Below are 25466 nucleotides of genomic sequence, written 5' to 3'. Positions count from 1 at the left end.
TAAAAACCTATTTTTCATAATTATTTTCGTTTTTTATATTATTTGTTTTTTTGCATTGTAAATTATCTTTTTTCATTAAAACATCTTTCTTTGATACCCGCGGATGATCTGAACTCAACGTTTTAAATAAAGACCATATCATAAGAATAATAACTATGGAAAATGGGAGTGCTGCAATAATTAATAAGTTCTGAATTGCTTGTGTTCCTCCGGTGTAAATCATTATCATCGCAAATAAGGCCATAATAATACCCCAACTTACTTTAACGAAAGAGTTAGGATTAATATCTCCTTTACTACTTAACATTCCAAGTACATAAGTAGCCGAATCTGCAGAAGTTACAAAGAAAATCATAACAACGATTAAAGTAACAATACTTAATACAAATCCCAATGGAAAATGCTCTAAAGTGGCAAATGTTGCAGTTTCTGCTGCTTCTTTAGCAATATTAGCAATTCCACTATGCTGAAGATACACTGCTGCTCCTCCGAACACTGCAAAGAAAAAGAAAGATACAAGAGCTGGAGCAAATAACACTCCTAAAATAAATTCTTTAATTGTTCTACCACGTGATACACGTGCAATGAATATTCCTACAAATGGTGCCCAAGACACCCACCATGCCCAGTAAAATATAGTCCAATTTTGTACCCATTGAAATTTTGCGCCACCATCCATTGGAATACGCAAACTCATACTAAAGAAATTAAAAATATAATTTCCTAATCCGTTAGTAAATGTATTTAAAATATATAAAGTAGGTCCTACTAGAAATAATCCTATTAATACAATAAAAGCTAAAATCATATTAATATTACTTAAAGTTTTTATTCCCTTATCAATTCCGGACCATGCAGACCAACTAAATAAAATAGTTGCAATAATAATAATGATGACTTGTGTGCCGAAATGACTCGGTACTTTAAACAAGTAGTGAAGACCTTCATTAATTTGTAAAGCACCAAAACCTAAGGTAGCTGCTACACCTGTAACCGTTGCAATAACAGCTAAAACATCTATAGCACTTCCGATTGGTCCTCTCATTCTTTTTTCTCCAAAAATTGGAACAAGCGTTGCGCTTACTAAACCTGGATACCCTTTATGAAAATTAAAATAAGCAAAAACTAATGCAACAATGCTATACACTGCCCACGCATGAATTCCCCAATGGAAGAAAGCAAACTGGAACGCATCATTAATTGCTGCTTGTGTACCAATTTTATGTATAGGCGTTGCTTTATAGGCATGACTAACTGGCTCAGCTGTAGTCCAAAACACTAATCCTATTCCCATTCCTGCACTGAACAACATAGCAAACCAAGAAAGTAATGAAAATTCTGGCTCTTCTCCTTCCACACCTAACGTAATGGATGCATATCTTGAAAATAATAAGTATACGCAAATAAAAAATATAATTAAAACTAGTAAAAGATAATACCAAGAAAAATTAACTGCAATAAACGATGTAATATTTTGCGTGATTGCTTCTAATTGCTTAGGTAATATCGCTCCATACACTACAAATAATGTACAGATAGCTAATGCAATCCAAAATACAATGCTTATAGATTTTTTTCGCATTATATTATTCTCCTTTCTGATAGTTAGAAATACTATACCCTATTCATGTTATATCTAACGATATATTGGAATTTTTATAATTAATCAAATTGATATATTATAAAATAATAAAAACGCCTCTTAATGTCTTATTTATAGACACTAAGAGGTGTTAAATCATTCTCTATTCTTCTACATTTATAACAAGTTTTCCTATCATGGAATTGGATTCTAATATTTGATGTGCTTCATATAAATGTTCTGCTGTTAAGCCATTGATGACTTTTGTCGTTGTATTTTGATACGTACCATTCTCAATTTTTTTAGCAATATCCTCTAAATAATAATGATGTTTAATCATGTCTTCTGTTTGAAAAATAGGTCTTGTAAACATAAATTCATGTGTAAAGGAAACACTTTTTGTTTTTAATAAATTTAAATCTTGTGATCCTTTAAAAGCTACAATCGTAGCAACATGTCCTCTTGGTTTCACTATATCTATCATTGTTTCATAATACATGTCTGTATCAAACGTGCAAAATACGAAATCTACCGCTTCAATGTGCTGTTGTTCTAATTGAGATTTTAAATCTTCTTTATGATTGAGTACGATATCTGCACCCATCTTTTTTGACCAATCGATTGTTTCTTGACGTGACGCAGTTGTAATGACTTTTAGACCATATGCCTTAGCAATTTGAGTCGTAATGCTTCCAACACCACCTGCGCCATTGATAATAAGTAATGTTTTCCCTTTATTTTGATTTGGATTCTCTGAAATTTTAAACACATCAAATAAAGTTTCTGACGCTGTAATACCAGTTAACGGAAGACTAGCAGCTTGTTCTGCCGAAAGATTTTTAGGTGCTTTTGCGACTAATCGTTCATCAATAAGTTGATATTCCTGATTTGAACCATGTTGATTAGGCGCACCAGAATAAAATACAATATCGCCTTCCTTAAACATTGTAACCTCTGTTCCAGTTTTTTGAACCGTCCCTACTGCATCAAAACCTAAAATTCTCGGAGAATTTTTAACTTCAGTAAGGCGTTGTTTTGTATCAACCGGATTTACACTTATACTTTGTATTTTAACAAGCAACTCTCTAGAAGATGGCTGGGGCATATCTAATTCAAATGGTTCAAATACATTTCCTTCTTCTAATTTAAATGGTTGTTTAAATCCTATAGCTTTCATAAGTATATACCTACCTTTTACTGAATTTTAAATTATACATTCTCTGACACTTTAACAATCTGTTTGCCAAAGTTTTCACCTGTAAATAAGTTTCTGAACGCTTTTGGTAAATATTCAAATCCTTCTTCTATAGATACTTTTGTTTTAATTTTTCCTTCTTGTATCCACGTTGCCAGTTCTTTACTTGCATGTTCAAAGTCATCGGCAAATTCTGCTACCAAGAAACCACGCATTAGTGCTTGATGTTTAATTAATGTGCTTTGTACACGTGGACCTTTTTCTTGTTCAGTATTATTATAATTAGAAATCGTACCGCAAACAGGAATACGTGCATGACGATTGAGATGTTTCATAACTTCATCAGCTATTGTGCCACCTACATTTTCAAAATAAACATCTACGCCATTCGGTACGGCTTTTGCTAATGCTTCTGCAAAATCATCCTTTTTATAATCAATACCTGCATCAAAACCCAATTCTTCTGTTAGATAATTCACTTTTTTATCTCCACCAGCTATACCTACTACTCTAGCACCTTTGATTTTAGCAATTTGACCAACCACAGCACCTACTGCACCAGAAGCTGCTGAAACTACTACAGTGTCGCCTTCTTTTGGTTGACCAATCTCTAATAAACCATGATAAGCTGTTTGACCTGTCATACCTAACGTACTTAAATATAAATAAAGTGGTACATCTGTATTAGATATTTTACTTATTTTCTCTTCATTTACTGTATTAATACGCTTCCATGGCAACATACCTACAATAATGTCATCTTCATTAAATTTTTCAGAATTTGATTTAATAATTTTGCCTACAATGTGACTTTGAATAGGTTCGCCAATTTTAAAAGGCTCCACATAAGAATCGGCTTGAGTCATTCTTCCACGCATATATGGATCGACAGATATATATAAAGATTCAATTTGAATTTCATTTTCTTTCGGATCAACTATGTCAATATTTTCATATTTAAATGTATCATCTTGGGGCATACCTTTAGGATATTTTGCTAATAAAACTTGCTCATTATTCATTATAAAAGACTCCTTTCAGTATTCAAAAACAGTGTCATATCACAAACAATTTTATCGCAATTCAACTGCTTTCACTTTATAATGTCTAGTATGATAACACTTAATACTTTATTATACCAAGCAAAGTGAGGTCTTAAACTTGAAATTAAGTATCTTAGACTATGTACCACTCTTTGAAGGTGATACACCACAAGAAGCTTTAAATCATTCAATTGAACTTGCTCAACTATCAGAGAAACTTGGTTATGCACGTTATTGGGTAGCAGAACATCATCAAGTTCCTTCTGTTGTATCAAGCGCTCCTGAAATCGTAATGGCTATGTTACTTGAACATACACACTCTATTCATATTGGAAGTGGCGGTGTTATGCTCCCCCATTATAGTGCTTACAAAGTTGCAGAACAATTTAAAATTATGGAAGTCAAACATCCTGGCCGAATTGATATAGGAATTGGGCGATCTCCTAGCTTCAAAAATGTAAACGAAGCGCTAAATGAATTTAAAACTCAAAAACCCAAACTATCTCAACAAGTAGATGATTTGAACAAATACTTTACGAATGACACTATTCATTCACATCGTTTCAAAACTTTAGAAGCCACTCCATACACAGAGCATTCACCTGAGATGTTTATTTTAGGAATGAGTGAACAAAGTGCTGAGCTTGCCGCAAAAAAAGGCTTACCTTTTGTGATTGCTCATATGGGTCAATCGAACGCAAATTTAACACATGTCTTTCGACATTATAAATCGCGTTTTACAGAGTATCATGGTCATTCGCATTCACCCTATATTATTTTAGCTACTTTTGTCGTTACGGCAGAAAATGAATTAACGATTAAACAATTATTAGATGCATTAAATTTGTGGTTAATACGTATTAACTATCTTAAACAACCTAAAGTATATCCTTCTATTGAAACAGCACAACAACGCCATTATTCTGAAAGAGATCAAGAAAAAATAGAAAAAAATAAACGTCGAATGATTAGTGGCTTACCACATGAAGTAGCTCAGCAGTTAATACAATTACAAAACGAATTTGAAGTCGATGAAATCATGATTCTTCCTAATGTATACGGACATACTCATCGTACTAAATTAATTGAACTTATAGCTCATGCTTGTCTAGATAATTAGGAGAGTCAGTATTATGAACGCTCCTAATTTTTATTTGTTTCATAAACTTTAATGTTTTCATTTGCAATATCTTTATTTTCATGAAGTTGGCTATGTTGAGTCGTTGATTCTATATATTAAGAATTTTTATACGTTTTTGGACTTGCTTCTAACAAAGATTTTAATGGCCGAGACGAGCTATTAGATACTTTAACGTCAAAATGCATACCATTTTAATTATCTTCATAAATGTTTAAATCTTCTATTTGTTTACCTTTATAAATATTTTTTAATCCAAGTCACTTTTTATCATCTTCACTCATTTTGTTTGGTTTGCCATTTTGATCAACTTGAATTTCATTCACCTTTTCATTTAAATTAAGAACGCCATTATATGTTCTAGCCATATTGACTTCTTTTTTATTTAGTGTCGGAAATGGTGGATGATTACCATCACTTTTCATAAAATACGTGAAAGATAAATTCCCCATAGAATGTGCGACAAAATTATACTCCTTATTTTTTAATACTAGTACCTCAATAAAATAAGAAACAGGACAGAAAATTTCATTTCTGTCCTGTCAAATTTATAAAATTACTTAATTTCTTTAGATTCAGCTAATGCTTTATACCAATATGCACTTTTTTTCGGATAACGTTCTTGTGTGTCAAAATCAACGTAGAATAGACCATAACGTTTTTCATAACCATTAGACCATGAGAACACATCCATAAGTGACCATAAGAAATAGCCCTTTACATTGGCACCATCACGTATCGCATCAGCAATGACTTCAAGATGTTTTTTAACATAGTCGATACGTGCATCATCATCAACTGTCTTACGTTCTTCGTCGAATTCATCTTTATACCCAAGCCCATTTTCAGTAACATAAATTTTATGATAGTTAGGATAATCTTTTATAACACGCATAATTTGATCATAAAGACCTTGTGGATAAATCATCCAATCCCAATCAGTACGAGGAACATCTATGTCAAATTCACGTTGTCCTACACCTTTAAGTTGATACTTAGAGCCACCTTTATCTCCAGTAGCATTGTGTGTAATTTCTGATTCTCCTTCATATCCTCTCATCCAATCACTCATATAGTAATTGATACCTAGGAAGTCATTTAAATCTTTTGCAGCATCTAATGTAGCATAGTCTTCATCGGTAATATCTAATTTACCGCCATTGACAGAAAGAATATGTTGTACACCTTCCATAGTTTCACGAGAATATTTTCCTAAATACGTTGCATCTAAGATAAATTTGTTATGAATAATATCTTCAAGTTCTGCTGCTCTTACATCTTCCGGATTTGAAGGATCGTATGGATACTTAGTTGGTAATGCATGAACGACTCCAATTTCCCCATTATATCCATTGTCTTTAAATAATTTAACCGCTTTCGCATGTGCGACCATCATATTATGATGAGATTGGAATACTTTTGCAAAATCATATTTAATACCTGGTGGGAATTTACCTACTAAATACTGGCCATCACCAATAGGACCAATTTCATTAAAAGTAGTCCAATAGTTGACTTCAGTAAATTCTTCAAAGCAGAATTTTGCATAGTCTACAAAATAATCAATCGTTTTACGGTTTAAGAAATCTCCATCACTGTGAAGTGTTTCTGGGGTATCAAAATGATGTAATGTAACAAACGGTTCAACGTGACGTTTATGACATTCTTTAAATAATTTGTGATAGAATTCTACACCTTTTTGATTAACTTCTCCATAACCTGTTGGAAAAATTCTTGACCATGCGATAGATATACGGATACCATTAACACCAAATTTCTCACTTAATTCTAAATCAACTGGATATTTATGATAAAAGTCACTTGCAGGTTCAGCTGTATACCAATAATTTTCTTCTAGATAAGTGTCCCAGGCTACACGACCTTTTCCGTCAGTTTGAGTCGCACCTTCTGCTTGATAAGCTGCTGTTGCACCACCGAAAATAAAATCTTCTGGTAATTTTTTCATTATACTTTCATCTCCTAATTATTTTTCAAATTGTTGTTGAACGAAGTCTAATGCTGCTTTGCCATCACGAGTTAAGTTAATGTATTCAACACCTTGAGTTTTTGCTAATTTAATACCTAATCGATCTGTATCTTGTTTTATATCTTCATAGTTAGAAGCAACTTGAGGCGCTAAAATAATTAATTGATAGTCTTTCATAATATCCATATGTGCACCATAACCACCAGCTGCCGCTTTTACAGGTACCTGATATTCTTCAGCAGCTTTGTTTAACGCATTTGCAAGTAATCCACTTGTACCGCCACCGGCACATAAGACTAAAACGTTAGTTTGTTCGTTAATTGAATTTGATGACTCTTTAGCCGATACTTCCTCATCGGAAGGTGCTGGTTCAGTTGTTGTCGCTTCATTTGCACCAGCAGTTGCTAAAATTGCATCTGCTTTTTTCGTATCAAAGTTTGCGGATACTTTTTCTTTTAATTCATTATTTACTTCTTTGTTACCTCGTTCTTCTTCAAGAATTTGTTCATCATATACTTTTAAAAATGGATAATAAATCATAACGTCAACTACGATTAATACAATTGCTAACACAAATGACCAAAATGCAAATCCTGTACCCATCACAATACCAAGAGGCCCTGGTGTCGTCCATGGTAAGAAGATGCTAAAACTATTCATTTTAAGTACATCAACAAAGAATTTAAAGATCCATACGTTTGCTATTGGTGCAAAAATAAATGGTATGAAAAATACTGGGTTTAATACGAGTGGTGCACCAAATAAAATTGGTTCATTTACTCCAAAGAATGTTGGTACAACTGATGCTCTACCAATTGCTTTATTTCTTTTTGATTTAGTTAACCACATAAACATAAATGGAACGACTAATGTAGTGCTTGTAACACTATTTTTATGTATAAAACTGGTCGAATTCGACCACTTTAGAATAACCGTATCAAAATCGAGGCGGTTAAAATAAAAAAAAGGCCACGCTCATAAGAACGTGGTTAGAATATAGTGTTGCCTCTTATAAATCTGATAATTATTTTAATTATCACAAACTGGGTATCTTTAGTATAACATAAAAAGCTACCCAGTGACATGTTAGGTAGCTTTTTTTAAGAGATACAGTATCTTTTATAAGAATACCCTTAAACTGCCTAACAGCCAAAGATACTCTAAAATGATCTGCATATTTATTATAACATAATTAATAGATAACCGTCGCAACAGTTATACTCAGATACACTCCTCAGATGTGTACCGCAATTTCTATTTGATTATAACATAAAAAAGCCTACTAGAGAGCGTATCATCTAGTAGGTAAATACATCACAATAACCTACCCCATTTTGGGACACAGTGCTTGTCACTCGTCAGCGACGACATATGAATGCTCAGTTAATGTGATGTAGGCACTTTATACAGTCTGTGCCAGTAATGACCGAGTCATTTCAAGAATGACCATTTCATATACTTATTATAACATAAAAAAAGAGGGACAAGCACTAAACTTGTCCCGTAAAACGTGTGAAATAAATAGGATAATGTTTACTAATTATATCATACTTTACTGAATTTTCCATAAGAACTTATTCGCTTACCATTTTTATCAATCTCACCTGTGGCAATATAGCGACGTTTTAAATCATCATTTAGATAAGTGATCCAACGATAGCCATTTACTGCAAAAGCGCCATCATAGATAATTTCTTCTCCATTAGGTAATGTGCCTGTGATTTCTGCTTTATCTGAATATGTTGTTCTAACGTTATTACCTTTAATTTTTGTTACTGTGTAGCGACCTTTTTCTTTCTTATAAGGTACACCTTTATTATTTAGTTTATATCCACTAGGAATCGTTTTAGGTACATTCAATTTCTTGCTAGATGATTTCTTCTTACTAGCAACGACACCACCAATAGGAGAACCATGAATAGCACCAGCAATCAATTTAGCGTACTTGTCGCTATTTTTCTTTATCCAGTCCATATCTTCTTTATTAGTGATGAAACCTAACTCTGCTAGACGATAATTCATGTTGATTTCTGCTGATACGTTAGCATGGAGTAAATCACTTCGTTTAGTGATACCTCTGATTTGTCCTAAGTTATTTTTTATCACTTCTTGTAAATCTTTATCTATTTCATCAGGACTAAACGCACTTGAGATGATAACATGGCCACCACGCGCACTAGCACCTGCTGCATCTAAGTGGAATTCAACGATAAGGTCATAATTTTGTTTATTTACCCAGTACATACCGTAATCACGCTTATTACCTACACGGACACCATAGGCAGTATCTTGATACATATCTTGTGATTGACTACTACCACCATATAATGCAACTTCATGACCTGTTTTGCGTAGATAGTCAGCGATTTTAGGCGTTAGATTCTTACGAATAAAGTCACGTTCATTTGTGCCATTACCAACTGCACCTGGATCATTATAACCATGACCAGCAACAATCATAATTTTCTTACGTTTAATTTGTCCACTAGCTTTATTAGATGATAGTTTTCGTTTGGCTTTCTTAACCACGTTAACGTTTTTAGGAAAGTTGAAACGTATAAAGTACATAGGGTTGTCATAATAGTGCCAACGACGTGACACTGTTTCAGGCCCCCATCCTGGTTTAACGACACCATCTGTCCAACCATTCCCAAACCAATTTTGTTCGAGTACCTCAAACTGTGTGAGTGTGGCTCTAGTTACAACTGCAGTATGTCCATATCCACCACCATATTTATCAGGGAAACAAACGATATCGCCTTTTTGTGGTAGGAAACTATCGTAGTTTTTAATAATCGTAGCGTACTTTTCAATCTTCGCTTTATTGTCAAAAGGAATGTTAGATGCTTTAAGTCCACCTATCCATTCGCCTGTCACAACATAGAAATACATTTTCGAGTAATCGTAACATTGGAAACCATAATAACCATCTGCATTGTATTGTCTACCTTCTGAGTTATCTAACCATTTCTCAGCTTGTCTTCTTGTCATTAACATACGCTAACACCTACCCTAACTCATCTAAATCTGATGGCTCGATATATTCTTTAGTTGGTGCTTGTCCTGTTGCTTGACGATATTTTTTCTCAGCTTTGTATTTTTTTAGTTTTTTGTTTGCCCATTGTCCCTCTTTACTTGTTGGGTTGTCTTTCCATGCTGTGTACAAACCGATACCAGCTAATACAATTGTACTGATTGTTTCTTCATCTACTGGAATAGGACTAAGTCCTCTATTTGCTAAAAATTGATTGACGATTGCCATAATTAACACGATATATCTTACAATTACTTTTACTTCCATTTCTTACACTCCTTATCAAAATAAAAAGCCGACCTAAAAAGGTCAGCTTAAAAATTATCCTAATAATTCATTAACCATTGGTAATCTACCGAAACCGAAATAGCCTTCGAATGTATATTCTTCTCCAATTGTAGTTTGATGATTTGTATAAACTTTTGGATATAATTTTTGTAAATCTGAATTACGATGTTGTAATGCGAATAAACCTTTGCCATATTCATCACCATCTCTATCTGAGTGTTCGAGACGCAATGTTTTATGACCATTAATATTGTCGCATGTTAAATATGTGTTAGGGAACTTACTTGAAAGAGCTGCATATGAATAAGGTGCGCTTTCCTGTAAATATTCATATGAATTATCGAATTGAGCTAGTGAATACTTAGAATAATATGAAGTTACTAACTTATCGGCAAAATTAGGATTAATTGTAAACATATTTACATATCCACTACCAATGTTTAGCTCTTTCAACCATGTAACTTTAGTATTGAATTTCACGCCTAGTGACGTAATTGTTGCAACGATAGTCAAACGACAAACTTCTTCATTTGTTTCGCTATTCACACCATATAAATCTTGGAGCAACTTTGCTTCTTTGAATTTGGTTTCCGAAAGTGAGTTTGTGTTTACTTCTATATTATCTAAAAGTAATTTTTGGACACCTTTATTCGATAGTTTTAAAGTACCTGTATTGTTATGTTCTGGTATCCATTCAGATGTACCCCCATAAGTGACATTGAACGCAAATTCCTTATTACTATCCCACAATAAATTTTGAGTTACTAACTCTGTTGCACCAGAAATAGTCGTGTATACAAATGTTTCGAAAGAAGAATAAGGATTAGATGTACTTGTTGTCTTTCTAATCCAACCACGAGGACTATCAACAGAATGTGCTGTATCTGATCCTACGAATTCTAAAACTAATGTATGCTCTTTATTCTCTAAACTACTTGCTATTGTTTTTTCTCCTACTGCTGAATCAATAAGTTGTGTCTTTTCTTGTGCGTCTATATGCGTACTAACATAGTTGGCAAAATTACCGTCAATTGACGCTTTCCACATGCCCCCGCGACTGTCTGTATAATATCTCATTTTGATAGATGTACCAGTAAATTTAAATGTTACCTTTGTCCCAGTCGTAGTAGCATAATAGTTATCGCCAGTTCCCGATAAGTTCCCATTTGACACCATGTCATCGGTATAATTTTCTTTTTTAGAAATTGATTTATTCCCTGTACTTGATGAAGCTGTTCGTGTAGTGAAAGTAGTGTATGTTTGCGTTGGATTAGATGTTTGAGTAGACATTCTGAGCCAACCTCTAGGCGTTGAATACGGGTTAGCATTGTCTTGTCCTATGAATTCCATAACTACTGTATGTTTTGTATCAGCTAATCCGCTTATTACTGTTATTTCAGCAATGCTAGGAGTCAGTAAATTAGACTGTTTTTGTGAATTTATATGTGTGCTGAAATTACCAATATCTTTGTTATCTACTTTTATTTTCCAAACGCCACCACGATTGTCTGTGTAATATCTAAATTTAAGTAAAACTCCTGTAAAATCAAACTCTAGTTTTGTTCCAATAGTAGTAGCGTAATAGTTATCGCCACTTCCTGTGACATCACCTACTTTAACCATTGATTTCATAAAGTTAAAATCTACATTCCTAATTCCCTTAGGCGAATCTGCACCGATATAATCTGCTGTTCTAAATTTGATAAAATCGTCATTCGGGTTTTTACCAAAATTTAATTTTATTTTATCAGTACCTCCAAGAGATAAATTGAAATCTATATCTCTATCTTTATTAATAACGACCGTATTATCATCATATGAAACTGCATTTTGTTTCAAAAACTCGTAAAACGATTTCTCTTTTATCTTCAAGTCATTAAAGTCATTTTGTTCCTTTTCTACTGCTAGACGTTCTTTTAATGTTGGATAATCTAATTTAGCATCTCTTACATCGCTATAATCAATATTACTATCGAGGTAATCTTTTAGTGCTTGGCTCACTTTTTCTCTAAAATTATCATCCAAAATATCTATTGTGTTGTCTTTGATTATTTTTTTGATGATATTATCCAAAATTTCCGCATTGATCTCTTTGCCAATTCTATTAGTCATACCGCCATCATCTATATAAAAATAGAAGTGGGAAAGATAAACTCCATCTATCCCGTTTTCATCTTCCATATAAACACTTGCATTTGCTTTACCTACGTGTTTGATAATATTAGGCGGTATATCAAATTCAATAAGTCCGACTTGAGCATCAATAATATTTACTGGCTCTTTTATAAAGATTGAACCGTCACCCATCACCAAATCTATTTTAGGAATCATTTTAGCTTTATTTAAATCTATCGGATCATAAATTGTTTCATGTAAATATTTAACTTCTTTATATAGCTTCATTCTAATAGATGCTGTGTTTTTATCCTTTGTATAAACAGTGACATCTATATTACCTAAGTTAGCCCCTCGTTCATTGACATTCACGTCTAAATCTTTATTTTTATAAATTACCATTGAGCCACCTCTTTCAATAAATTAGGACTACATGCTGTCAGCACATAGTCCTGTAAATTATGATTTATATCTATCTCGTATGAAGTATTCACCTTTCATTCCAATTTGTGAATATAAATTATAAATGGTGTTCGCTTGATGCTTACACCAGTTAATATCTGTTGCATATTGATGATTTCCCGGTGATTGCGGATTCCAACGCATACGATAAAGTGTTTGTTGTCCGTTATCGATATAACCTTTTCTAACAAACCTAGCACCACCAACAATACCTTTGTAAGGTGTAGTCCAACCTTCTGCTCTTGCATAATCAATTGCTTTCTTTGGCGCCCAATCAACCGCATTTATACCAAAGTAGTTGTAAATTCCGTATCGTCCACTTGCAAAGTTTGATGTACCATATCCACTTTCTAAAAATGCATGAGCGATCAAATAAATCTCATTAATGTTGTATTTCTTACAACCATCTGAAAAGGCTTGCCCTTGTCCAGATAATGAACCTTTACCTTTCAATATTTGATTTAACTTACTAACCGGAATACCTTGATACTTACCTAAATTAAGCATTTGATAACGCATTTTACTATTGTTCCATATCGTTGCGTTATTCATAGCTGCTGACGTTGCACTACGACTAGCGTTATACCAACCACTACCATAGTTAACTTGTGGCGCTTTAGCCATTTGAATATTTAGTGCATTATTGTAGGTGTATTTACTATAAACAACTGTAACAGTAGGAACTTTTTTCTTAACTGACGTTTTAGTTTTGGTAGTAGATGTTGTTGTACTTGGTTTAGTCGTTGATGTATTTGTAGAAGTTTTATTATCACTACTTGAAGTAGTTTCATCATCCTTTGGCACTTCGACCTTAATCTTACGTTTTGTCACTTTATCAGATGGAATATCATTAAGTAATTTTTCTCTGTTTTGATATAGATTAATTAATGCCTCTATTGTCTTATCTTCAACTTTTTTATTTGGCTTACCTTTAGTTACCGTGTTCCAAGCACCATGTTCTAAAATAGTGCGCCAATATTCACTTTCAATCATGAAAGATGATTGTTTCATCGGAATGCTATGAAACTTCATACGACCAATTAAATAATTCATTGCATGTATTTCATTTAAAATAAAATCATTTTGACTATCTGAGTAGTCGCCACAAACTTCGATAACTAAGCAATCAGGTGCGCTAGGCACTTCTATTTGTTCATATCTAGGTTGCCAAATATAATTTCTATCAATATAGTAATGAGGTAACTCTGCATCTCGGATGTATTTTCTTCTCGTTGTATATAAATCAAGAACACTACACATTGTCCCAGCGTCACGTATTAACACTTTTTTAGGCGATCTACCTCTATCCCTACCTTGTGCTATTCTGTGTGGAATAAACGTAGGATAGTTTGTTTCTATATCATCAACAGTAAATTTAATTTCCTTTACATCTTTAACTACTGTTTTTGTTTCAGTAGGCGTAGTTGTTGGAGTGCTTGGTTTAGTTGTAGTGCTAGTGTCTTTAGATGGTGTACTAGGTTTAGGTGTTGGTGTTGGTGTTGGCTTTGGTTTTGGCTTTGGTTTAGGTTCTGATTTATATGGTGGTCTAACGAAATAAAGATTACCACCTCTACCGCTATAATCATGATTTACATATGCAGCAACTGAACCTCTATATTGATTTGCTCCGTACCAGTTCTGATCAACACAACGAAAACGGTTAGTATCACTAGGACCAACTACAATTGCAGTATGTCCAGCCCAACCATAAGTCCAAACAGCCACGTCACCGGGTTTTGGAACAAATGAAGGAGTATTTGCATATATTTTCCACGAAGTATCTGGGTAGTTACTGCGTCTAGCCATAGCATTCGCATTACCCCATGTTCTAAATCCCCAATATCTTTCAAAGATGTAGTTAGGTAAGTCCCACAATTTTGTTACGATAACATTCGCTACTTGTTACCTTCTTCATATTTCTATGAATGTTCAGACTATATCATCAACCTGTAAGGTTGCTCCCCGTTTCCACTCGCTTAAGTGTACGTCTTTCGACTAGTCGTTGCACGTTCCTATTGCTAGGCTTCGCTCATGATTGCCTACAACTTAACTTGTTTAGGTTTTCCATGAATTAGAGGAGTTTGCTATAACGATTGCTCGTTAAAGGTGCTAGAATTAACACTGATACCCATATCTACCATCTATGTCAACGCCACGACGATTATCGGCCATCCATTTAGCCCAAGCTACAACTTGTGAAGCTGTCGGTTTACCACTTGAAGGTAAAATTGCCATTTATCCACCTTCTTTTTTGCATAATAAAAAGCCGACACATAAGTGCCGACTTACTTTTTAACTTTGATATTAATTTCTGATGTTTCGTTATCTTCAAGTTCTTTATTATATTTAGTTGTCATTTCTTCTTTTATTTCAGTGGTAATTGATGGTGGTTGATTTCCTTCGTTTTTCATAACTGCTAACCGTTCAGCTAATTGTTTAGGTACTAACACGCCCATAGCTGCACAATTTTCAACTACAGATAAAGCTTCATTTGCAATGTAAAATAAAATGGTAATCATAATTAAACCACCATTCAATGATAGTATCTGATCAATCACATTAGAAACAACGATTATGACGAAAATAAGTATTTTTCTTCCATATCCAAACAGTCCTTTTCTCGACCATAATCTTCTATCTTTAATCGCTTTAGCTATCCCAGTTAATATATCTAATACCATCAATAGAATTAACACATACAGCAACTTTAAATCACCAGCATAAAAGAAAGTTTTAAATTCTTCTGACTGAATAATTTTGACTTTGACATCTTCCAATTATTTAGCACCTTCTTTCATTTATGTTGTCTCTGTACTCTCATCTGTTGAAGTATCTATACTGTTTGTGTCGTTTGTAGTTTCTGTATCACTTTCACTAACTGTATTACTTACTTCACTTTCCTCAGTAGTAGTATCTGCAGTATTTTCTTCGATTGAAGTATCTGTATTGTTTTCTTCCACAGAAGTGTTTGTATCACTTTCGTCAATAGTTGTATCTACATCTTCATAACTTTCCTCATAATAGCTATCATTAGTACCGATTTCTACTTCACTACCAATGTTGAGCCAATCGGTCCAGTTGTTACCTACTTGATCTAATTTTGAACGTAGATAAATTTCGTTACTTTCGTTAGGTGAGTAAATGACCTTTGTATAATTACCATAAGCTAAGATTTGCAACATACCTTCTGTGTCATTCCCGTCAGGTGTATGAAGTGGACCAACCGCATAAAAATATCCAGAAGTATCAACAAAGTCCATTGTCGATAAGTCTGGATTATTAATTTCATATACCTCGCCATTATCATTAAATAATGGTTTATTTTGATTTAATTCGCTAATTCTATTCGATACTGCTTGATTGATTAATTCATTAAAATTATCGGGTAAATTAGAAGGAGCAATTTCGCCTTTGTCCGCTTTATTGTCTAAGGCGTTATTAAAATCAGTTGTAGTCACATAGTTCGAAAGCGTTGAATCTAAATCCGGTTTTGTGATTGCCCCAGATGTTTCGTCTTTCAGATTCTCTTTAATATTGTCAGCATCGTTCTTAAATTGAATAAGTTGTTCGCTTACAGTTCTTTGTGTTGAATCTGCTAAATCTTTTAACTGCTTATTATAATTATTAATAGTATTCTCTAATTCTGATTTTTGTTGACCGACAAACGCATCAAAAGTAGTTTGTACATTATCTATTTTATCTATACCAATTAAAAGAGTGCTAACCTTCTTTTTGGTTTCTTCAATCAATTCATCAATCTGTCTAATATAACGAATTTTAATATTTGCGCTAATTTTATTAATCAATGCATCTTTAACATAAAATTTAAACTCGTTTAAAACAATGGTATCTGGTCTGCCTATCGATTTAACATAAACTTGACCTTTTACCCATGTATCAGTAGATGAACTTAAAAATGCACTATCCACTGTAAAACGGATTATTCCATTTAAAGAATCAATATATTCTGTCTCAACTAAAGTTGTATGTGATCCGTTTTCTGATTCTAAATACACATAAATATCACTATTTAAATTGCTGATTTGTAGTGGATATTCACCTTTTTTTACTTGAAATGTTAACACTGCTGTATTGACATCTAAATTATAAAAAACTAATTGTTCATCACTTAGTGATTTTAAGTAAGGCTCGTCAGTCGCTACTAATTGAGCGTTTTTATAAATACCATCCATATCCATTAAACCCATATCTTAACCTCCTTATTTCTTAGTAATAATTTCATTTCTAATATCATAAGCTGATTCATAATTAGGATAAATTTGCTTGAATGTTTTCTCTTTTTGGTTACCATACCCAGTTGATGTAAATGCTTGAAATGCATTGTGTGAGCCAGTTGGAATAAATTTAATGTTTTGAATAAGTTGTTTGATATGACAAACACCTTCTGAACGTTTAACTTCCACCGGACACATAACTTCTGCTGTTCGATTAACATCACTTGGTGTGATGCTAGACATTTGAACAGGAGCAATCGCATTAATAGAAATAGTATGAATACCTTTTGGCAGTTTATATTCAATTTTGAACAATTGACGTTCATCAGATTTTCCATCACCACTAAACGGGTTGTAGTTTTGTACTACCATTGGATTTACACCAAACGTTGTATCTCTATCAACTTCTACTGTAATAGAGCCATTCATTTCAACAATGCCATTTGCTGTAATGTTAAAACGTTGTTGTGTCATTAACATTCGTTGCCACTTATTTGTAGCAACAAGACTGAATGTAGGTACGCCTTTGTTGTTATATCTATCGCTATATACAAACGATTTAGCGAATGCTTCATTCGACGTTCTACCTTGCCCACTATTGTTAGTTTGCATTAAGCGAATAATAATATTGCCTAAGAAATTAACGCTACGCCACATTTCTTCAGCACCACGTGGTTTACCAGCACGACCTTCGTACACTTCTGGTAAATATGAAGTGATGTCTTTTTTAATACCTACCCAGTTACTAAATGAACTTAATGTACTTGAACCCCAAGTAACTAAATCACCATGATTGCTTACATCTTGCATGAATTGCGTCATATGGTTGTTGTCTTGATTAGAAAAACGCGGGTAGAATAAGCAATAATCACTTACTTGTGACTCAATGTTATGACAATCAACATGCGCAGTAATATGATTAAGTCCTTCAACTAACTTTTTCATATTTTTTGATTCTTGTTCACTAAATGGCGCTCTACCTTTAAAGTTTTTACCAGTTGGATCAGTTCCTTTACCAACTTTCCAGTTGTAATCAAAGTTACGATTAAGGTCTACGTTATTGGAGTTTTCTCGATTATCGTTAGCAAATCCATGTGGATTAACAATAGGGACACATACAATACGCACATTTTTTCGTATATAAGCTAAATGTGGATCAGTATGCCACTTGTTTACAACCAAATCTAAGAAACGACTATTAGCGTAAAATGCGCTGTATTCATTACCATGAATGCAACTTGTTAAAAGTAACGTTTTTGAATAATGTTGTGGCTCAAATGTATATGAGTAAACACTGTACTCTCCCGATTGGTCCTTACCAATATACGTTTTACGACAATACTCATTATCGACAAACTTATCATAAAAGACTTTTAAATTTTCTGTCGGTTCATTGTGCAATGGTGTTTCATTTTCACCACGCGCAGCACCTTTAATATATGGTGGAGTCCATAAGTATGAGCTATCAGCAGCAATATTTAGTTCTTTATCTAAATCGCCTCTTAATGAATTGAAGTCACTACCTAATCTATCGCCTAACGTTTTATACACATTACCGTCTACACTTGCTCTAGCATCAATAATTTCTTGTTGATCATTAGCTAATGTAGGTACTAAAAATGCTCTCAATCTAGCATGAAGCCAGTTAATAGAATCTTTTATGCTTAATGTCTCACCGTCAGCAAACGTATGTTTAATTTGATGTGATTGATGCGCTTCGTTATCAACATAGTTATGTCGATGTAATTGATCTTCCACGTAAGTTACCATGTCACGTGTAGAAATAAAATTAAGTTCTAGTTCTCTTACATGTCTAGCACCAAATATATTTTCGAGACTCGTGTAAATTGTCTTACGCATTATCGCTGACCTCCTTAATTTTTAGATTTCCATTTTCATCAATGGTTAGCTCTTTATTACTCAAATCTATAATAGTTCCATCTACTTTCTTAGCAGTTAATTTTGAAGATGTGTCAATGGAATCTAGCTTTTTCTTATCTTCTGGCGACATTAACCCAGCTTTATCAACGGAAGCATTACCTTCATTTCGCATTTCGATTGTTGTAGCTAAGACACTTGATGTTTTGGCACTTGTTGAACGGTAATCTCTAACAAATGCGCCACCACCTAAGCCACCAATAGCATTAGCTGCGACATTAATCCGATTCATGTATCTGTCATAACGTCTGTACTCACCTAATACTACCTCTTGTTTAACAATTTCATTGTTTATATCTCGTTTTGTCTTAACTTCAACAATGCGTACTATTTCATTTAGTCCTAATACAGAATTGCGTATCTTAACTAAATCGCCAACTCTAGGTTTAGCGTTTGGATAGTATTTTTTTAAGACGATAAAGTCTAAACTAATAGAACGTTTGATTGAGTCATCTATACGTTTCTGTAACTTTGCTTTCATTAACTCCTCATCTTTAATACGACCATTTTTAATAGGCTCTGCTTCGTATTTGCCGATGTCTTTCATGTCCGGATGTTCGAACTTCATAATCAGTCCAGCGCCAGTAATACCTTGTTCATCTGTATAATCACCATAACCGACACAGTATGTTGCCATATCTCCTGTATCTTCTTCAACTTTGATATTATTTGCATTAATTTCATCATCTATGATGTAATCAACTTCTTTTTGGTTATAAGGAGTGAATACAAATGTGTATTTTTTAGTTTTCTTATTAAAATCAATGTAGAACTCTAAATCCCAATGCGACATTGCTTTTTTAATTAATTCTTCAACAGTTTCACCTTCTCCAGCATTTTCAAAGTCTGATGAAGGTAACTTACTTTCGGTCAATTTATACTCTAAATCAGTAGGACCAAAGGCTATATCTAAGAATTTCTTAGCGGTAAAACTTCCATTAATAGGTGCATAGATTCTGCGTCGTTTAATAGTGTCTATTGGCTTATAACGACAAGAGACCGTCACACGTTGTTTAGTACCATGCGCTTGACGGTCAATTAAAAAAGCTAAATATTCTTTTTCGTCGTCCGGTCCTTCAACTCTTGAAACCCTCCAACGCTTATCTATCGCTCTTACTACTTCGTAATTATAAGCATCTTCCAGTAATTCAAACTGTAAAATTGCTTCTGAACTGTTTTTATCCGTCCAATTGGTAGTGGTATTAACAAACTTGCCACGACCACGCTTTGGACTTATTAATATTGGCAATTTGCAACACCTACTTATAATAAAATTTCATATCGAATTTAACCGACTTAACTTGTTGATTAAATTCAAACTCATTCCATCCATGACGGAATTTCGGCTGTGAGCCAGATACTTCATAACTTAATGGCGTACCATTTTTGAATGTTTGCACACCATCATACTCAATCTTGTCACCTTTTTTCATTTTGATATTACGAATTGTCATAACATCAGAATGTGTCATAGTAAAAGTAAAGTTTTCTGTATCTTCCCCTAAGATAATCGTCACTTTCTTATACATATTAAATTGGTCGTTATCTGCTGTACCATGATAATAAACAACGTTGTTCCATATATTTTTGAATGAGTAAATACGAGAACTATCTTGTTCATCGAAGGGAATAAGCATATCATTCGACCATAATTCCCTATCTGGACGTTTTTCTAAATCAAGAGACGTGCCAATACTTTCAGCAAATGGAATTTCTGTCGTTTCAAATACCAATTCAAAACTAATTTTCTTTCCATTTTCTTCTGGTACGATAACATCAGCATTTTTAACTTTATAACGTTTACCATTTACATAATAATTGTCGTTAAATTCTTCATGATCTAGTACGAGATTGTTATATTCGCTTATTTCTTGATAATCATCTTCTAATGGCTCAATAAAACGATAATTTAAAGGGACTGTTCTTCTTAATTCTCTTATCCATACTTCTTCGGTAGAATTTGTTAAATTGTAGAACTCGTCCCTTAATCTTGCATTATCATTTAGTTTTGTAGAATTTACATGACATTTAACGTTTATTTTACGTTTACGATATTGACTGTTTAAAAGAATACGACCACTTGTGTTTTCTTTTGTTTCATAATTATCTTCAATTTCTATACTTTCAATAACCATATCATCGACGACAAAACCGAAGTCGCCCAATGTGTACTTTTCTCCATTTTGTTTTTTGATTTCTAAATCCATTGAACGACCTCCTTAGAATGTGAATGTTGCATCACGATTTGCGTTTTGTTCATTGACAATAGCTGCTAATGCTTCATTATTAACGTCCATTTCAATGCGTACAACACGTTGCGATGGATTTGTTTTGATATTGTGTGTATGTTGCACCTGAGCGTTCATATTAGCGCTAACTTTCTTCATGTTGGCAGTTATATCCGGAATTGCTAAATTACTGTTAAATGCGTCTGTAATTGATTGAGCCATACTACCCATGCCACTTACAACGTGACGACCTTCTTTTTCAATTCCGATACCTAGACCTTGTGAAACGTACTGACCAATGCCTTTAAATACTCGTGATGGTGAATGAATTCCTAATGCACTTTTAGCTGCATTAACTGCACTTTTAGCTACGTTTCTCGCTGCATTAACTACCCATGACATTCCGTTCATGATACCTCGAACTAAACCACGCATTAAATCCATTCCAGCACTAGCAAATTGGCCGACAAAACCAACAATTGTGCTATAAGCACGTTGCATTCCTGATTGGACTTGTGAGACTGCATTAACAAAACCACTAATCACGCTAGAAACGAAATTAGACATCGCATTGACAATTCCTGATACCCATTGAGAGCCACCAGAAACAACTCTACTATACGCTTGTTGCATATGTTGCCACACAGATTGAACCACTCGCATAAATCCATTAGCTACTTGGCTAAAGAAATTAGAAACAGTTAATCCAATAGAACTAACCCATTGAGAGCCGATAGAAGTAATATGCGACCAAGCTTGACGCATCCAATTAGCAACACTTGAAGCAACTTGACCAAACCACTGTGTCACACTAGACCAGATTTGACTGAGAAATTGAGTAGTAGACGACCATATTTGTGACCAACTTGAAATGCTTGTACCAAGTATCGAATTTAAACTTGCGAATATAAACTCTGAAATTTGAGTAAAAATCGACTGTACCGCAGTCCAAATAGTATTAAGAACATTTGTAAAAGTCGTTTGTAAAGTCTGTAATGCGCCAGAGAAGTCGCCAGTTATCAACTGAATAAATGCGGTAAATAAACCAACTATAATTTGAATTACAGATGATACTATTGCGCCAATTGCAGTAAAAATCACAGATACTGCAAGCCACAAGCCTTTAAATGCTTCTACTAGGAAATTAATCGCTTGAACGACTACTACACCTAGAATTTGATTAACCATATCTCCAAATTGTTGGAAAATAGGCATTAAAGGTTGGATAGTTTGCATGATATTGTTATACAGTTGTGTAAACCAATCAATTACCGATTGGATAGCTCCACCTATCGTGCTAGAAATTACATCCCACGCATTTGTGAGCGCTTCTCTTACACCTTCATTAGTGTTCCATAACCATACAAGTACGCCAATCAAAGCACCGACTATCGCAATTACAACGCCTACTGGACCAGATAACGCTGTAAGCACGCCACCTAAAAGATCAATAGCACCTGTCGCAATGCCAATTACTCCGCTTAGTCCGCCAATACTACTTACAAATGTCCCAATAAAGTCAATTGCGCCTAAAATTGGTGGGCCTAAAGTCATGAAAATACCAGCTAATGTTGCAATTAAACCTAGCATTATGCCGATTGCTGGGTGCGCCTCAGTTAGTTTTTCAATAAAATCTGTCATAGCAATAGCTACATCTAATACCGCGGCTGCAAAAGGAGCCATAGCAGTAGCTACATTAATGATAATGTTAATAATATTACCTAATAATTGGATAAGTTTAGGTCCGTTCTCTTGAACATATTCAATAAATTTCTTGAAACCATCACTCTCTGCAATCGTTGCGCTCCATTGTTCGAATTGTTTAGCCATATCTGCTAAACCTTGCAATACAAGATGAGTATTAGGCGCAAATGCTTTCATTAAGTTGAATATACCTCTAAATGTTGAACCGAATATCTGACCTATCAATGGCAAATTCTGTTTAGTATATTCAATAAATGACTTGATCGCATTTTGTCCCTCAACTGACTGCGCCCATTCATTAAATGCTTGTCCCATTTTCTTGAAGCCTTGTGATACCCATTCAGCTAATGGTGCAATTTGAGTTAACACACTAATTAAGCCGCTACCGAATGAGCCAGCAGCGTCTAGCATATTGTTAAATATTCTTACGCCAGTTGTTCCCATCATTTCAAAGAATTTCTGTGCTACTTGTGAGTTTTTAGCCCAATCAAGCATTTTAGCACTTGCTTGTTCCATTCCTTTAGATACGCCATTGATGAATGGTGTAAGTCCAGCTAACGCAACTTTAGCAGTATCAATAGCGTTTGCTAATGTATTAAAGATTTGTGCTTGGTTTTGCTTTATAAGTCCTGCCCAAGCGTCTTGTAAGCTATCTAATGATGCTTGATAACGTTCTGTTTCTCTAGTTGCTTCCAACGTACCGTCAGCTAACATTGTTAAAGCACTAATGCCCATTGCACCAAATGCCACTGCGCCAGCACCAGCTACTCCAAAGGCTCCAGCTAAACCTAACGCCCCGCCAGAAACAACACCTATTGCATTTAACACTGCCATAAGCGCTGGAACTAGACTAGCGATTGCTGGAACAAGTAATGAGATGTTAGATAATAAAGCACCTTTTATCATATTGCCTAAAACTGTACCGATTGTTCTAATCTTTGTTGCTAATTTATCCCATGTTTTAGTTGACTCGTCAATCGCGGCCCCTAATGATCTAAAAAAACCTAATGAGTTGCCTCCGTCAACATCAAGCCGAGTACGAACACGGTTAGGAATAGAACGTAGCATAGCTTTAAATGCTTTTATGTGAGCAATAGCCCCTGCGCTATCAACTTCAAGATTAGCTTTAGCTTTTTGATGAGCGAAGTCATTAAGCTGTTTCTTAGCCATTGCTATGTGTTCTCTTGCACGAGTAGCGTCAGCGTCTAACTCAGCTGAATACTTGCTACCGTCGATACTATCTAGGCTATGTTGCAACTCAGAAATATGCGTAATCGCTTTTCTAATATTCACATCTGCATCTGCTTCTGCATCAGAATTCTCGTACATATCTAAATATTTCTGTACTTTCTTGATGTTTGCAGTAGCTTTAGATACATCAGCGTCTAACTCTGCATCACCACGATAAGCATCGAATTTTTCAACTAATGTCTTAGCTTGTGCGACTTTATCTCTGACATCAGAAATATCTGCGTCAAGTTCTGCATCTGCATGTGTATTATCAAAGCCTTTTACTGCATCTCTTGCTGCTTTAACTGCTTTCATTACACCAGATGAGTCGCCATCTAACTTAGTGTCTTTAATTGACTCTTGCGTTTTCTTGAAGTTTTGAGCCACTTTCTTAGCTGATTGAATAGCACTTTTAAATTTACGTGTATTCGCCTCAATCTGCGCTTTAATACTATAATTAGCTTCTGCCACGTTATCACTCCTTTCTTAAAGAATTGTTATGATTTGCAATCATTTTAAGCAAATCAGATGGTGCGCTAGTTTCTCTCTTAAAGTCAGAACCATACTTAATACTTTCACCTTTATTTAAACGTTTGATATTTTCTTCGTAATCTATGATGTCGTTTGCACTTTTGAATACATACTCAACTTCGCCTTTTTTACCACCACGTTTTTTACGTTCATATTGTGCATCACGTATAGCAAAGGCAAGTTTGTACATTTCCATATCTTTATAGAGTTGTTCATATTCATAAGCCCACATACGATAGTTAAATTCGGTTAGAGTCATCATTTCTATGCGTTTTAAATCATATATCTTGAGTTTACTCATACATAGCACGATAATCTTTTCGTATGTTAAAGGCTCATTTTCTATTTCTTCTTGTTGTCTTTCTTCGCTGGTTTGAATCTGTCTGGCACTAGGCTTTGGGTTGAAGGTCTCTTTCCCAATGTCTCCACTAATTCTTCTGCAAATTCTACTAACCCTTGATTCTCAGCAATATCATCTAGAACATCTAAAACATCATTTTCAGTAGGGTGTTTTTTATGATGTGATGTCATAGCGATAATATATTCACCTAAAGTAATTGGATTTCCTTGTAACACAAAAGGAATTGTAGACTGTAATCCCATTCCAAATTTCATTTGTTCTGCTTCAACACCTAATTTTCTATCAATAGCATTTAATGCTTTAAATCCAAATGATAATTCTAATTTTCTACCGTTGTAAGTAATTTCCATAAATTAAATACCTCACTTATTTTTTTATTTGCGCAAATAAAAAAG

The 25466-nt window shown here is 34.2% G+C and carries 18 protein-coding genes and 1 pseudogene; 1 reads left to right on the top strand and 18 read right to left on the bottom strand.

Annotated elements, in window-relative coordinates; all coding sequences use genetic code 11:
- Positions 1 to 7: 7 nt before the first annotated feature.
- The 3 genes from NST64_RS03600 to NST64_RS03590 form a co-directional block, all read right to left on the bottom strand.
- Positions 8 to 1582, bottom strand: a complete 1575-nt coding sequence (locus tag NST64_RS03600) for a BCCT family transporter (RefSeq protein ID WP_049417817.1) — start codon at positions 1580 to 1582, stop codon at positions 8 to 10.
- Positions 1583 to 1745: 163 nt separating this feature from the next.
- Positions 1746 to 2759: a zinc-binding alcohol dehydrogenase family protein gene (locus NST64_RS03595; RefSeq protein ID WP_019835196.1), complete on the bottom strand. Its 1014-nt coding sequence runs from the start codon at positions 2757 to 2759 to the stop codon at positions 1746 to 1748.
- Between the two features lie 32 nt (positions 2760 to 2791).
- The gene (locus NST64_RS03590) at positions 2792 to 3799 is read right to left on the bottom strand and encodes an NADP-dependent oxidoreductase (protein ID WP_002448412.1); all 1008 of its coding nucleotides are present in this window, start codon (positions 3797 to 3799) and stop codon (positions 2792 to 2794) included.
- 139 nt (positions 3800 to 3938) lie between these two features.
- On the opposite strand from NST64_RS03590, the gene NST64_RS03585 reads away from it, so the two are divergent.
- Positions 3939 to 4940 (top strand): LLM class flavin-dependent oxidoreductase, encoded by a 1002-nt coding sequence (locus NST64_RS03585; protein ID WP_049417811.1) that lies wholly within the window; start codon positions 3939 to 3941, stop codon positions 4938 to 4940.
- Between the two features lie 278 nt (positions 4941 to 5218).
- Here NST64_RS03585 and NST64_RS03580 read toward each other — a convergent pair whose 3' ends face one another.
- The 15 genes and pseudogenes from NST64_RS03580 to NST64_RS03510 form a co-directional block, all read right to left on the bottom strand.
- Complete coding sequence (locus NST64_RS03580; RefSeq protein ID WP_256856133.1) at positions 5219 to 5461, bottom strand: alpha/beta hydrolase; 243 nt, start codon at positions 5459 to 5461, stop codon at positions 5219 to 5221.
- A 53-nt stretch (positions 5462 to 5514) separates the two neighbouring features.
- Positions 5515 to 6927 (bottom strand): 6-phospho-beta-galactosidase, encoded by a 1413-nt coding sequence (gene lacG / locus NST64_RS03575; RefSeq protein WP_029376784.1) that lies wholly within the window; start codon positions 6925 to 6927, stop codon positions 5515 to 5517.
- Between the two features lie 15 nt (positions 6928 to 6942).
- Positions 6943 to 7827, bottom strand: a pseudogene (locus tag NST64_RS03570) (PTS lactose transporter subunit IIBC); the annotation flags it as partial.
- 663 nt (positions 7828 to 8490) lie between these two features.
- On the bottom strand, positions 8491 to 9942 hold the full coding sequence (locus tag NST64_RS03565; protein WP_340731092.1) for an N-acetylmuramoyl-L-alanine amidase: 1452 nt from the start codon (positions 9940 to 9942) through the stop codon (positions 8491 to 8493).
- A 10-nt stretch (positions 9943 to 9952) separates the two neighbouring features.
- Entirely contained in the window at positions 9953 to 10246 is a 294-nt protein-coding gene (locus tag NST64_RS03560) for a phage holin (protein WP_071859722.1), read from the bottom strand.
- 54 nt (positions 10247 to 10300) lie between these two features.
- Positions 10301 to 12784 (bottom strand): BppU family phage baseplate upper protein, encoded by a 2484-nt coding sequence (locus tag NST64_RS03555; protein ID WP_340731091.1) that lies wholly within the window; start codon positions 12782 to 12784, stop codon positions 10301 to 10303.
- 57 nt (positions 12785 to 12841) lie between these two features.
- Positions 12842 to 14731, bottom strand: coding sequence for a glucosaminidase domain-containing protein (locus tag NST64_RS03550; RefSeq protein ID WP_445785731.1), 1890 nt, complete (start codon positions 14729 to 14731; stop codon positions 12842 to 12844).
- A gap of 398 nt (positions 14732 to 15129) precedes the next feature.
- Positions 15130 to 15621, bottom strand: coding sequence for a phage holin family protein (locus NST64_RS03545; RefSeq protein WP_242289664.1), 492 nt, complete (start codon positions 15619 to 15621; stop codon positions 15130 to 15132).
- 21 nt (positions 15622 to 15642) lie between these two features.
- Positions 15643 to 17052: a BppU family phage baseplate upper protein gene (locus NST64_RS03540; protein ID WP_340731088.1), complete on the bottom strand. Its 1410-nt coding sequence runs from the start codon at positions 17050 to 17052 to the stop codon at positions 15643 to 15645.
- A 12-nt stretch (positions 17053 to 17064) separates the two neighbouring features.
- Positions 17065 to 18939 carry a M14 family metallopeptidase gene (locus tag NST64_RS03535; RefSeq protein ID WP_340731087.1) on the bottom strand — a complete coding sequence of 625 codons (1875 nt, stop codon included), beginning with the start codon at positions 18937 to 18939 and terminating at the stop codon, positions 17065 to 17067.
- Positions 18932 to 20266 carry a tail tube TT1 domain-containing protein gene (locus tag NST64_RS03530; protein WP_340731086.1) on the bottom strand — a complete coding sequence of 445 codons (1335 nt, stop codon included), beginning with the start codon at positions 20264 to 20266 and terminating at the stop codon, positions 18932 to 18934. Before NST64_RS03530 ends, NST64_RS03535 begins: the two co-directional genes overlap by 8 nt.
- A 10-nt stretch (positions 20267 to 20276) precedes the next feature.
- Positions 20277 to 21224, bottom strand: a complete 948-nt coding sequence (locus NST64_RS03525; protein WP_340731085.1) for a phage tail domain-containing protein — start codon at positions 21222 to 21224, stop codon at positions 20277 to 20279.
- Positions 21225 to 21236: 12 nt separating this feature from the next.
- A complete protein-coding gene (locus tag NST64_RS03520) occupies positions 21237 to 24650 on the bottom strand; it encodes a phage tail protein (protein WP_340731084.1) in 3414 nt (1137 codons plus the stop codon).
- A gap of 4 nt (positions 24651 to 24654) precedes the next feature.
- Positions 24655 to 25011 carry a hypothetical protein gene (locus NST64_RS03515; protein WP_340731083.1) on the bottom strand — a complete coding sequence of 119 codons (357 nt, stop codon included), beginning with the start codon at positions 25009 to 25011 and terminating at the stop codon, positions 24655 to 24657.
- 41 nt (positions 25012 to 25052) lie between these two features.
- Positions 25053 to 25421: a tail assembly chaperone gene (locus NST64_RS03510; RefSeq protein WP_340128134.1), complete on the bottom strand. Its 369-nt coding sequence runs from the start codon at positions 25419 to 25421 to the stop codon at positions 25053 to 25055.
- Positions 25422 to 25466: the final 45 nt, after the last annotated feature.

The sequence above is a fragment of the Staphylococcus sp. FSL W8-1268 genome, assembly GCF_038003965.1.
In the GTDB taxonomy this organism is placed as follows: Bacteria; Bacillota; Bacilli; order Staphylococcales; family Staphylococcaceae; genus Staphylococcus; species Staphylococcus hominis.
This window is presented reverse-complemented; position numbering and strand designations above follow the sequence as displayed.

Excerpts from the sequence above, each read along its gene's own strand:
- NST64_RS03565 (WP_340731092.1), bottom strand. The coding sequence starts at position 9,942 with ATGTTAATGACAAGAAGACAAGCTGAGAAATGGTTAGATAACTCAGAA.
- NST64_RS03590 (WP_002448412.1), bottom strand. The coding sequence starts at position 3,799 with ATGAATAATGAGCAAGTTTTATTAGCAAAATATCCTAAAGGTATGCCC.
- NST64_RS03600 (WP_049417817.1), bottom strand. The coding sequence starts at position 1,582 with ATGCGAAAAAAATCTATAAGCATTGTATTTTGGATTGCATTAGCTATC.
- NST64_RS03540 (WP_340731088.1), bottom strand. The coding sequence starts at position 17,052 with ATGGGTTTAATGGATATGGATGGTATTTATAAAAACGCTCAATTAGTA.
- NST64_RS03555 (WP_340731091.1), bottom strand. The coding sequence starts at position 12,784 with ATGGTAATTTATAAAAATAAAGATTTAGACGTGAATGTCAATGAACGA.
- NST64_RS03560 (WP_071859722.1), bottom strand. The coding sequence starts at position 10,246 with ATGGAAGTAAAAGTAATTGTAAGATATATCGTGTTAATTATGGCAATC.
- NST64_RS03525 (WP_340731085.1), bottom strand. The coding sequence starts at position 21,224 with ATGGATTTAGAAATCAAAAAACAAAATGGAGAAAAGTACACATTGGGC.
- NST64_RS03515 (WP_340731083.1), bottom strand. The coding sequence starts at position 25,011 with ATGAGTAAACTCAAGATATATGATTTAAAACGCATAGAAATGATGACT.
- NST64_RS03595 (WP_019835196.1), bottom strand. The coding sequence starts at position 2,759 with ATGAAAGCTATAGGATTTAAACAACCATTTAAATTAGAAGAAGGAAAT.
- NST64_RS03510 (WP_340128134.1), bottom strand. The coding sequence starts at position 25,421 with ATGGAAATTACTTACAACGGTAGAAAATTAGAATTATCATTTGGATTT.
- NST64_RS03535 (WP_340731087.1), bottom strand. The coding sequence starts at position 18,939 with ATGCGTAAGACAATTTACACGAGTCTCGAAAATATATTTGGTGCTAGA.